General features: G+C 36.5%; 8 protein-coding genes and 1 pseudogene. 7 read left to right on the plus strand and 2 right to left on the minus strand.

Annotated features, from left to right (window positions below):
• Positions 1-42 precede the first annotated feature (42 nt).
• From uvrB to whiA, 6 genes and pseudogenes are all read left to right on the plus strand, one after another.
• Positions 43-2,091: an excinuclease ABC subunit UvrB gene (gene uvrB, locus FC57_RS02645; RefSeq protein WP_007125252.1), complete on the plus strand. Its 2,049-nt coding sequence runs from the start codon at positions 43-45 to the stop codon at positions 2,089-2,091.
• Complete coding sequence (gene uvrA, locus FC57_RS02650; RefSeq protein ID WP_040529350.1) at positions 2,081-4,921, plus strand: excinuclease ABC subunit UvrA; 2,841 nt, start codon at positions 2,081-2,083, stop codon at positions 4,919-4,921. Before uvrB ends, uvrA begins: the two co-directional genes overlap by 11 nt.
• A gap of 53 nt (positions 4,922-4,974) precedes the next feature.
• Positions 4,975-5,517, plus strand: a complete 543-nt coding sequence (locus tag FC57_RS02655) for an HdeD family acid-resistance protein (RefSeq protein WP_007125254.1) — start codon at positions 4,975-4,977, stop codon at positions 5,515-5,517.
• 93 nt (positions 5,518-5,610) lie between these two features.
• On the plus strand, positions 5,611-6,492 hold the full coding sequence (gene rapZ / locus FC57_RS02660) for an RNase adapter RapZ (RefSeq protein ID WP_007125255.1): 882 nt from the start codon (positions 5,611-5,613) through the stop codon (positions 6,490-6,492).
• A gap of 10 nt (positions 6,493-6,502) precedes the next feature.
• Positions 6,503-7,545, plus strand: a pseudogene (locus FC57_RS02665) (gluconeogenesis factor YvcK family protein).
• A complete protein-coding gene (whiA, locus tag FC57_RS02670) occupies positions 7,538-8,473 on the plus strand; it encodes a DNA-binding protein WhiA (RefSeq protein ID WP_007125257.1) in 936 nt (311 codons plus the stop codon). Before FC57_RS02665 ends, whiA begins: the two are co-directional and overlap by 8 nt.
• 49 nt (positions 8,474-8,522) lie before the next feature.
• Here the strand turns inward: whiA and clpP are convergent, their stop codons facing one another.
• Positions 8,523-9,107 (minus strand): ATP-dependent Clp endopeptidase proteolytic subunit ClpP, encoded by a 585-nt coding sequence (clpP, locus tag FC57_RS02675; protein ID WP_005718663.1) that lies wholly within the window; start codon positions 9,105-9,107, stop codon positions 8,523-8,525.
• 189 nt (positions 9,108-9,296) lie between these two features.
• Here clpP and FC57_RS02680 point away from each other — a divergent pair, with 189 nt between their 5' ends.
• Positions 9,297-10,925, plus strand: coding sequence for an SH3-like domain-containing protein (locus FC57_RS02680; protein WP_040529351.1), 1,629 nt, complete (start codon positions 9,297-9,299; stop codon positions 10,923-10,925).
• Positions 10,926-10,988: 63 nt separating this feature from the next.
• Here the strand turns inward: FC57_RS02680 and FC57_RS02685 are convergent, their stop codons facing one another.
• Entirely contained in the window at positions 10,989-12,422 is a 1,434-nt protein-coding gene (locus FC57_RS02685) for an APC family permease (protein WP_007125259.1), read from the minus strand.
• Between the last annotated feature and the right edge of the window lie 137 nt (positions 12,423-12,559).

A 12,559-nucleotide genomic window follows, 5' to 3' on the forward strand; every position in this document is an offset into this window, starting at 1 on the left:
GTTGGGCAATTAAGTCCAACTTTTTTCTTGAGGAGTTTTACTATGATCAAACGACAAACCAATCGTAAATTTGAACTAGTTTCCAAATTTAAACCTGCAGGTGATCAGCAACAAGCTATTGATAAGTTAACTGCTGGTTTTAAAAAGGGTTATAAAGAGCAAATTTTGGAAGGGGCAACCGGTACTGGTAAGACTTTTACCATGGCCAATATCATTGCCAATTTAAATAAGCCCACTTTAGTTATTACTCATAACAAAACCTTGGTGGGGCAGCTTTATGGTGAGTTTAAAAGCTTTTTCCCACATAATGCAGTAGAGTATTTTGTATCTTACTATGACTACTATCAACCTGAAGCTTACGTGCCTCAATCTGATACTTATATTGAAAAGGATTCTGCTATTAATGATGAAATTGACCAACTGCGTCACGCTACTACTTCTGCTTTAATGGAACGGAATGATGTAGTAGTTGTTGCATCGGTTTCTTGTATTTATGGTTTGGGTGATCCTAAAGAATATGCTCGTAGCGTATTGATGATTCACGAAGGCGAAGAGTATGAACGCAATACTTTGTTGCGTGATTTGGTTAACCTGCAATATGATCGTAATGATATTGATTTTCAACGTGGTCGTTTTCGCGTACGAGGCGATATTGTAGAAATTTTTCCAGCTGGTAATTCGGATCATGCTTATCGAATTGAATTTTTTGGCGATGAGATTGATCGTATTGTAGAAGTTGATTCTTTAACTGGTGAAGTAATTGGCGAAAGAGAGAGTATCTCTTTGTTCCCAGCTACCCACTTTATGACTAATGATGAGCAAATGCGGCGTGCTCTTAAAGCAATTTCCAAAGAAATGAAGTTGCAAGTCAAGAAATTTGAGGGTGAAGGGAAATTACTGGAAGCAGAAAGAATAAAGCAAAGAACTACTTATGATATGGAAATGATGGGAGAAGTTGGCTATACCAACGGTATCGAAAATTACTCACGTCATATGGAAGGCAGAAAAGCTGGTGAGCCACCATATACGTTGCTTGACTTCTTCCCAGATGATTTCTTGATTTTAATTGATGAATCTCATGCTACGATGCCAGAAATACGAGCAATGTACAATGGTGACCGTAATCGTAAGAAGACTTTGATTGACTATGGTTTTCGTTTGCCATCTGCTTTGGATAACCGTCCATTGAAGTTATCAGAATTTGAAAAACATGTTAATCAAATTCTTTATGTTTCAGCAACGCCAGGAGATTATGAATTAGCACGTACGAATCATAAAGTTGAACAAATTATCCGGCCAACTGGTTTGCTTGATCCTAAGATTGAAGTCAGACCAATTGAGGGCCAGATTGATGACTTAGTTGGTGAAATTAATAAGCGAATCGATCGTAATGAACGCGTCTTTGTCACTACATTAACCAAAAAGATGGCGGAAGATCTAACTGATTATTTGAAAGATCTTGGTATTAAGGTGCGTTATTTGCATTCCGATATTAAGACGCTTGAACGAATGCGTATTTTGCGTGATTTACGTTTGGGTAAATTTGATGTTCTAATTGGGATTAACTTACTTCGGGAAGGAATTGATGTGCCTGAAGTATCTTTAGTTGCAATCTTGGATGCAGATAAGGAAGGCTTTTTGAGAGCATATCGTCCATTAGTTCAGACTATGGGACGTGCAGCTCGTAATGCCAATGGTGAAGTAATTATGTATGCCGATACGATTACGGATTCAATGAAGGCAGCTATTAAAGCAACCAAGAGACGGCGTAAAATTCAAAAAGAATTTAATAAAGAGCATGGGATTACGCCAAAAACAATTATTAAGCCGATTCAAGATGTTATTTCAATTACCAAACCTACTGATGATTCTAAGAAGGAAAAATCAGACAGTTTTGCAGATCTTAATTTTGATGAGTTAACAGCTAAGCAAAAGAAGACCATGATTAAGAACTTGCAAGAGCAGATGAAAGAAGCTGCTAAGAAGTTAGACTTCGAAGAGGCTGCTAACTTGCGGGATGCAATTATGGAATTGCAATCATCATCAAGAAAACCTAAGACGAAAAAAGGAAAGACTTTCAATGGTAAATGATAAAATTGTTATTCGCGGTGCGCGTGAACATAATTTGAAAGATATTAACTTAACAATTCCTAAGGATAAATTAGTAGTTATTACCGGTTTATCAGGATCAGGCAAAAGTTCATTAGCTTTTGATACTTTGTATGCAGAAGGTAGAAGACGCTATGTCCAATCTTTATCTAGTTATGCTCGACAATTTTTGGGGCAAATGGATAAACCAGATGTAGATTCTATTGATGGACTAAATCCAGCTATTTCAATTGATCAAAAGACTACGTCACATAACCCACGTTCAACGGTAGGTACGGTTACAGAGATCAATGATTATTTGCGTTTGCTGTGGGCGAGAGTAGGACATCCAATTTGTCCTAACGATGGTACATTGATTGAACGTCAATCAGTTGATCAGATGGTTGATCGTATTATGGCTTTGCCTGAAAGAACTAAGATTCAAATTTTAGCTCCTGTAATTAGAGCTAAACGTGGTGAACATAAAGAAGTCTTTAAACGTGTTCAGCGTGCAGGTTATGTTCGAGTAATTGTTGATGGCGAGATGCATGAGATTGGTGAAGAATTTAATCTTGAGAAAAATAAACGCCACTCTATTGATATTGTGGTTGACCGTTTGATTGTTAAAGATAGTATTAAATCTCGTTTATTCGATTCCGTTGAAGCAGCCTTGCGTTTGTCTGATGGCTATATGAATGTTGATGTTATCGGCGGTAAGATGCTGAACTTTTCGGAATATTATGCTTGTCCTAAGTGTGGTTTTACTGTCGGCGAAATGGAGCCACGACTATTTTCATTTAATGCGCCTTTCGGTGCTTGCCCTGATTGTGATGGCTTAGGTGTTAAATTGGCTGTCGATGAAGATTTAGTTGTACCAGATAAGACCAAAACTTTAGCAGAGGGTGCATTGGCTCCTTGGAAAACTTCAAATTATTATTCTGAAATGTTGGAACAAGCTTGCTCCGCTCTTAAGATTCCAATGGACAAGCCATTTAATAAGTTGACTAAGAGACAAAAAGATATTATTTTGCATGGTTCAACTAAGGCGGTTAAGTTTCATGTAACTGGTGACTTTGGCGTGAATGATACGACTCAGCCATTTGAAGGTGTAATGGCTAATGTGGAACGTCGTTATCGCAGACCAATGTCCAAATTCATGCGCGATGTTATGGGCAAATACATGACTGAATTAACTTGCTCAACCTGTCATGGTAAGCGACTTAACGAAAAAGCTTTGGCTGTTAAGTTTATGGGTAAAGATATTGCCGAAGCATCAGATCTATCTATTAATAAGGCTTTAGCGTTTTTCAAGAATGTTAAGTTAAGTGAACAAGAAACTGTAATTGCCAAGCCAATCTTAAAAGAAGTACGTGATCGTCTTTCATTTTTAGATAGTGTGGGTCTGGATTATCTAACTTTATCTCGTTCAGCTAATACTTTATCTGGTGGGGAAGCTCAAAGAATTCGTCTAGCTACTCAAATCGGATCTAATCTATCTGGAGTTATGTATGTTTTAGATGAACCTTCTATTGGTTTGCATCAACGTGATAATGATCGTTTGATTGCTTCGCTTAAGCGGATGCGTGACTTGGGTAATTCTTTAATCGTAGTAGAACATGACGATGAAACGATGCGTCAGGCAGATTACCTTGTTGATATGGGACCAGGTGCTGGTGTTTATGGTGGCAAGGTTATGGCTCAAGGTACCCCAGAAGAAGTGGAAAAGAATCCAAAGTCATTAACAGGTCAGTACTTATCAGGTAAAAAATTTGTACCAGTTCCATTAAAAAGACGTAAAGGTAATGGTAAAGAAATCACAATTACTGGTGCCCAAGAAAACAACTTAAAGAACATTGATGTTAGTTTCCCATTAGGCAAGTTTATTGTAGTAACTGGTGTTTCTGGTTCAGGTAAGTCTACTTTAGTCAATATGATTTTGAAGCGAGCTTTAGCTCAAAAGTTGAACAATAATTCTACTAAACCAGGAAAGTACAAATCAATTCGTGGTTATAAGAATATTGAAAAAATAATTGATATTGATCAAAGCCCAATTGGTCGAACACCACGTAGTAATCCGGCTACTTATACTAGCGTATTTGATGATATTAGAACCCTTTTTGCACAGACTAATGAAGCTAAGATGCGTGGTTATACGAAGGCTAGATTTTCATTTAATGTCAAAGGTGGCCGTTGTGAAGCTTGTCACGGTGATGGGATCATCAAGATTGAAATGAATTTCTTGCCGGATGTTTACGTTCCATGTGAAGTTTGTCATGGTAGTCGTTACAATTCAGAAACATTGGAAGTAACTTACCGTGATAAAAATATTGCTCAAGTATTAGATATGACGATTAATGAAGCTTGCAAGTTCTTTGAAAACATTCCTAAGATTGAACGCAAGTTAAAGACAATTGTTGATGTAGGTTTAGGCTATGTTAAGTTAGGGCAATCAGCTACGACTTTATCCGGTGGTGAAGCACAACGAATGAAGCTTGCTGCTGAATTGCAAAAACTTTCTACCGGTAAAAACTTCTATATTTTGGATGAGCCGACTACTGGTTTGCATACTGATGATATCAAGCGGTTATTGGAAGTATTGCAACGCCTAGTTGATGAAGGAAATACAGTTTTAATTATTGAACATAATCTTGACGTGATTAAAAATGCTGATTGGTTGATTGATCTTGGTCCTGAAGGAGGAGACGGTGGCGGTCAAGTTGTTGCTACGGGAACGCCTGAAGAAGTAGCTCAAGTAAAAGAGAGTTATACAGGTCAATATCTTAAACCAGTTTTGGAACGCGATACTAAATTGACTAAAGAGGCTAAGAAATAGTAGAGAAATTATCATTGAATAAGTGTAAAATAGGCACCAAGGAGGACACAAAAATGGATATTTTTTCAAGTTCTAGAGATAACCGTGGCTTTGACTGGGGTGCACTTATTGCTGGTATATTGATGGTAGTAGCTTCATTCTTACTTATTAGACATCCAGCCAAAGGTTTACACGCATTCGTTTTAATTTTTGCAATTGTTTCAATTGTACAAGGTTTAGTATGGCTTGCTGGATACTCACGTTTCCGTGCATTCTTTACACGTAGTTGGGTAGCCCTTATTTCTGGTGTCTTGGACATCGTCATAGGTATTTTGTTCTTATGTTCGTATGAAGTGGGTGGCTTAACTATTGCTTACTTGTTTGCAATTTGGTTTTTCGTAGATTCAATTGTCGGAATTGCATTCTCATGGCACTTACGTGATTTCTCAGACGGCTACTTCATTTTTAACTTAATTTTGAACATTTTAAGTTTAATTATTGCTATTTGTTTAATCCTTAATCCAGTTTTGGCAGCTTTGAGTTTAGTATGGTTAGTTGCTTTCTGGCTATTAGTATTCGGAATTAATGAAATTGTGGTCGCATTCATGCACCGTTAATTTTGATTTTAAAGAAGCCGGAAGGCTTCTTTTTTTGTCCCTATAAAGAAACGCCCGGGAGTATGATATAATCTGTAGCAGGAGGACTTTACCATGGCCGATGAGAATAAACAACTGTTAATCGTTACTGGAATGAGTGGAGCAGGTAAAACTGTAGTTGCTCATGCATTGGAAGACATGGGCTATTTTGTCGTTGATAACCTTCCACCAACCTTGTTGGGAAGTTTTTGGGATTTAATCAATAATTCTAATGACTTTCATAAGGTAGCCGTAGTAATTGATTTAAGAGTAAAAACTTTTTACACGGATTTGTTAGATGAAGTAAATTCACTAGAAGATAATGGTAATGTGCAAGCAACTATTCTCTTCCTAGATGCTTCAGATGATGTTTTAGTAGCTAGATATAAAGAGACAAGACGTTTGCCACCGTTAGCTAATAATGGGAAAGGCCGTCTGCTTGATGGTATTCAAGAAGAACGTCATATTTTGACTCCAATCAGGAATCGTTCTAATTACATCATTGACACTTCTAATTTATCTACTAAAGAATTAAAGCAAAAATTAATTAACACGTTTAGTGATCGTAAGCGTCAGCCATTTTCAATTGAAGTAATGTCCTTTGGCTTTAAATATGGGATGCCAATTGATGCAGATATCGTAATGGATGTACGTTTCTTGCCTAATCCATTCTATATTCCAGAATTGCGACCATTTACAGGTTTAGATAAACGTGTTTTTGACTATGTAATGAATAAAAAAGAAACACAGGTCTTTTACAAGAAATTATTAGATCTGTTGGAGACAGCTATTCCTGGCTATATCAAAGAAGGAAAAGAAAAATTAACAATTGCGATTGGTTGTACTGGTGGGCAACACCGTAGCGTTTCTATTGCTCAACAGTTGGCTCGCGATTTGTCTAAGAAATATCCAGTTGATATTACTCACCGTGAAGTGAGTCGTTATATTAGAAAGTAGGTGTGAGCTGATGCCATACGGAGAGACAAGAATTGTTCGCGTCATTAAAGGCAGACGCCCACGTGTGGTTGTAATCGGTGGTGGCACAGGCTTACCGGTTATTTTGAATGCTTTAAAAGATCAAAATGTGGAAATTACTGCTATTGTTACTGTTTCTGATGACGGTGGTTCATCTGGTTCAATTAGAAACTTTATTAACGTTGTTCCACCTGGTGATATAAGAAATGTTCTGGTTTCTTTAAGTGATTTGCCACAAGAAGAAAAGGATGTTTTCCAATATCGTTTTGATTCTTCAGATGCATTTTTCTCAGGGCATGCGATTGGAAATTTAATTATTGCCGCTTTAAACGAAATGCATGGCAATATCTTTGATGCTGTTCAATCGTTGTCTAAGATGATGAGAATTGATGGTCATGTTTTCCCAGCGTCTAATGAGCCATTGACCTTAAATGCTGAATTTGTAGATGGCACTACTGAATCTGGTGAAACTGAGATTACTTCCAAAGATAAACGAATAAAAAAAGTTTGGGTAACTGACACAGATTCAGATGAAGAACCCAAAGCTGTTTTGCCAGTGCTAGCTTCAATTATGCAAGCCGATGCAGTTGTATTGGGACCTGGTAGTTTATTTACTTCAATTTTGCCTAACTTAATGATTTCAAATTTAGGTGAAGCTGTACGTGAAACTGAAGCTGAAGTGATCTATATTTGCAATATTATGACTCAGCGGGGAGAAACTGATCATTTTAGTGACTCAGACCACGTTGAAGTTATTAATAAGCATTTAGGTGGACATTATATTAATACTGCTTTAGTCAATGGGGCTAAGATTGATATGAGTAAGTTCCATCCAGAAGATTATGATGCCTATCTTGAACCAGTAAGAAATGATTTTGCTGGTTTGAGAAAACAGGAATGTCGTGTTATTACTGATGATTTTATTGACCAACGTCATGGTCTTGTTTTTCACGATGGTGAAAGGTAGCTGAAGAGATAATGAATCTGGCATTTGAAGCAATGTCACGTAAGAGAATGAAGGAAAATAATGGCTAGTTATGCTAGTGAAGTCAAAAAGGAGCTAACTTCGCTTGAGGTGCATCCAGAGCATGCCAAAGCAGAGTTAGCTGCTTTTTTGCGAATGAATGGAGTTTTGAATCTTCACGATCATCAATTTAGTTTAGATATTACAACTGAAAATCCTGCGATTGCACGGCGAATTTTTAAATTAATTAAAGTTGCTTATAGCATTGAACCTTTATTGATTGTTTCGCGAAAGATGAAGTTGAAGAAAAACAATCAGTATTTAGTACGTTTAAATCAACAAGTCCAAGAGATTTTAGAGAACTTGCAAATTTGGGATCCAGAAAAAGGATTAGTTACAAGAGTACCTGAAAGAATTATGAAGTCACGTGAAGGAGCAATGTCTTATTTACGTGGAGCTTTTTTAGCAGGAGGTAGTGTTAATAATCCTGAAACGAGTCGTTATCACTTGGAAATTTATTCTACCTATGAGGATCATAATGAAGATTTGGCCAAGCTGATGAATGACTACTTTTACTTGAACGCTAAAATAACGAAGCGACGTCGTGGTTATATTGTTTATTTAAAAGAAGCAGAAAAAATCGGTGACTTTTTGCATATTGTTGGTGCATTAAATGCCATGCTCAATTTTGAAGATTTACGAATTATGCGAGATATGCGAAACTCCGTTAACCGTTTAGTTAATTGTGATACAGCTAATATGAAAAAAACAGCTTCTGCTTCAGCTAAACAAGTAGAAGATATTCAGCTTATTCAAAAGGAAAAAGGTCTAGATGATCTGCCAGAGAAATTACAAGTTTTAGCTCATTTTAGGTTAAAACATCCGGAACTTACCTTAAAAGAAGTAGCAGATCAAGTGCCTGATGGTCCGATTTCGAAATCTGGTGTTAACCACCGATTTAAGAAGCTACATGAAATAGCAGAAACATTGAGAGAATAAAAAAAGAGTTTGCAACGCAAACTCTTTTTTGAGAAGTAATTATTAATGATTACTTCTTTTTATTAACCATAATTTCGTCAATTAAGCCGTATTCCTTAGCTTCTTCTGCAGTTAAGTAATTATCACGTTCAGTATCCTTTTGGATCTTTTCCAAAGGTTGACCAGTGGTTTCGTGTAAGATTTCGTTAATCTTTTTACGACTCTTCAAAATCTCGTTAGCTGCAATTTGAATATCAGTTTGTTGACCTTGAGCACCGCCTAAAGGTTGGTGAATTAAGACAGTTGAATTAGGAAGTGCAAAACGTTTACCCTTTGTACCGCTAGTCAAAAGGATAGAAGCCATTGAAGCTGCCATACCGATTGCGATAGTTGAAACGTCTGACTTGATAAAGTTCATAGTGTCCATAATAGCTAATCCTGAAGTAATGACACCACCTGGTGAATTGATGTAAAGTGAAATATCCTTAGTGTTGTCTTGTGCATCCAGGAAGAGCAATTGAGCAATGATTGAGTTGGCCATTTGGTCATTAATTTCACCACTCAGCATGATAATTCTGTCTTTAAGCAAACGTGAATAAATGTCATATGCACGTTCACCACGAGCAGTTTGTTCAATAACTGTAGGTACTAGCATAAATTTGCCTCCTAATTTTTTTCGTTATATTAATTAGCACTCATTCAAGTATAGTGCTAATTAAATCACTTCGTAATAGAAGTGTCAAATAATGAGACTTACTTGTATTGAAAATGTATTTTTGAGAATACCGTTTATATATTATAATAGATTTGTAAAACTTAAAAATATAGATTATGGAGGATAGGCTTGAAGTATACAAGTAAAATTTTAACTGCTACATCGGCTGTAGCACTTAGTGTTGGTTTATTGATGGGCTATGCTAAGCCAGTTTCTGCTGCTGATTCTAATTCTAACAATAAGACAGAAAAGACTACAGATAGCTCAAGCAAAAGTAAGAAGGCACCAGTTCAAACCAGTACTTCTTATGATTTAATGGTTAAAGTTGGTAGTGGTAAGCACTACAACGTTTACAAAAAGATTAGCAATGGTAAGCCTGTAACTAAGATTGCAGATGCCAGCGACTATCAATACTCACATATTCAATCTGATCAACGTATTAAGACACAAAATGGTACTTATTGGCGTATCTATGTAAATGGTCGTAAAGTTGGTTACGTTAACCAAAACTACTTTACTAGAAACACCATTGCTGTTCCTAAGACTGTAAGTTTGGTAAGAAATAGTCATTATAACTTTGACCCTACTGATGCTATCAGTTATGTAACTAACTATATGGGTACTGTAATTGATAGTGAAGAAGTTAATGTCTCAAAGGACATGATTGATTGCTCTAATCCAGGTACTTATAAGGTTAAGTACTCTTATGGTAATGCTAAGGCAACTGTCAAAGTTACTGTAAGAAAGAGTACTAGAGAAGGCGTTGCTGACGCAGATAGCGTTCAAGCAAAGCCATTTAGTGGTAATTTAAAGTCATGGAAGACTTATTACGGTAGTTCAGCTAACTATGTAACTAAGACTGACTTTGCTCCAGATAAGTCAAGACATACTTATGATAGTGATAGCGGTAATTTAACCTTTAAGACTCGTTTCTTCCAACCAGTTCTTTTAAGTGTGGCTAGAGATATCAAAGATGATGATTACATTAACCGTGTAGGTCATATTCCAGAAGGTATTACTATGTCAGATGGTTGGCTTTACACTAGCTTACTCAGCAGTACCACTATTACTGATAGCCACATTGTTGGTTATAACTTGAACCACTTGACCAATGCATTTAATGGTCAATACTTGCTTGATATGTCACAAAAGAAGTTTAACTCTTACGTTAAGAACATTAAGGTAAGTCCATATATTCCAATTGGTCACGGTCAAGCAATGGGTTCTACTGATAAGTACATCTATGTTTTAAACAATGACAACAAAGTTTCATACAAGAGTAACTTATCAGAAGAATTGATTCAAATTCGTAAGAGCGACATGTGCATCAACAAGATTTGGACAATTAAATGTTGGAATGGCGGCGATACAGAAGGTCGTTACTTCCAAAATGGTGTAGTTGTTAATGATCATAAGATCTACACTACTACCTATAATAAGTCTAAAGATCAAACTGAATACTGGGAATTTAACCGTACAGGTGATAACTGGTACCCAACTATGTTAGGTGCTACTAAGACTGGTATTGTAACTAATACTTACACTCAAGGTTTCACTTATGATCCTAAGAACGATAATTTCTACCTTGCATTCAATGATGTAATTGCTAAGATTGCTAAGAATGGTGAAGTTAAGGATACTTACCAATTCCACACAGGTCGTGAGATTGAAGGTATTGCTGTAGAAAACAATAGACTTTATACTAATTTAGCTCAACGTGCTGAATTACTTGAAAGTACTCAAAAGTTAACTAAGTAATATTTATTGAGCATAATAAAAAGGCGATGATTTTAATCATCGCCTTTTTTCGTGCTCTAATGTTTAAGCTACCTTAGCTTCTTGATATTTCTTAATAGCTGGAAGGATTAAACCTAAAGCAACTAAAATAATTGGAGTTAAAATATTTAGCATTAAAGTGAATGGATCTGGTGAGTAAATTCCGAAAATACAACATGCAGCTGTAACTAAGAAGCACCAAATACCTGCTGTATAAGCTAAGCCTTGATGCTTAGTCATTTGGTAAGTAGTTTCAAATTTTTCTTGATGCTTTCTTAAAGCAACATATGCAGCAAATACCCAAAGGTAACGAAGAGGCATAGTGGTTGAGTTTAACTTAACCAATTGTGCCATAACTGCTTGAGCATTAGGAACAAGAGCTTGCACTGCAATTAACCCACCGAATAAAACTACAATCATCCAGATACCGTTGATATAAGCACCATGCTTGTTAATCTTAAGCAGACCTTTTGGAATAAATGCCTTAGCTTCTTTACTACCTAGTAACATTCTAAGCGGAGCATCAATACTAATTACTAAAGTAGAGAATTGACCGATCACGTTGCACCATGAGTAGATGTACATGAACAAACCACCAACGTGGTAGTATTCGCCTAATTTTTGGAAGGCCATGTATGCACCGTTTGAAATGTATTCATTTAAGTTAGCGTTAACCACTTTAGGATCAAACATCAATGCCATTGCAAAGGTTCCTAAAATGGCAGATACCATAACCATAATAGCCAAAGCCATCATTGCTTTTGGAAAGTTCTTTGATGGATCTTTTACCTTATTAACATATGGAGAAATCTTTTCACAACCACCAACGGCAAATACCAAAATTGAAAGTGAAGTAAAGTATTTGACGTTGAAAGTTGGCATTAAGTTCTTCCAGTTGAAGTTAATATCGTAAAAACCAGCATGTGGATTAATTGCTGGAGCAGCGAACATCATGATAATGAATAGGATTGACATGATGAACATTGAAGAACCGGCAATAGTGGCTAAACCTTTTAAAACAGGAATACCGCGACTAGCAACCCAGCAGAAAAATAAGAATACTACTAAAGTTGCAAATTGTGTCCAGGCAGTTGGCAAACCATCATACCAATGAGTATTACCAAAAATTCCCCAAGCCATGGCTCTTAAACCACCGGTACCTTTACTTGAAATATATACCACGTGGCAAGCCCAGTAGGTCCAACCAGCATAATAAGCCCATTTGGCACCCATAGTGGCGTTGACCCAGGATGAAACTCCACCTTCAGCATTCTTGAATGTGGCTCCCAATTCACCAACCATTAATGCATAAGGAACAAAGTAGAGAAGGAACATAACAACCCAACTAAAGATGACCTTTGTTCCATCAAAGTAGACATAACCATTAACAACGTTACCGAATCCCCACACGGTGGAGAAGGCCATCATTGCTAAAGTAGTCCACATCATCTTTTTGGGATTATTTTGAGATTCAATCATGAATTTTCTCCCTATTACTAAAATTTTTATGTGAACTTTTCAATTATATAACAGAAGCGTTTTCAAAGTCTTGGTTATTAATGCTTCTTTCATAAGAATCTAACTAAATATATTGAGAAAAGAAAAAATCCCTTTGC

It is taken from the genome of Lactobacillus ultunensis DSM 16047 (genome assembly GCF_001436305.1).
Taxonomy (GTDB): domain Bacteria; phylum Bacillota; class Bacilli; order Lactobacillales; family Lactobacillaceae; genus Lactobacillus; species Lactobacillus ultunensis.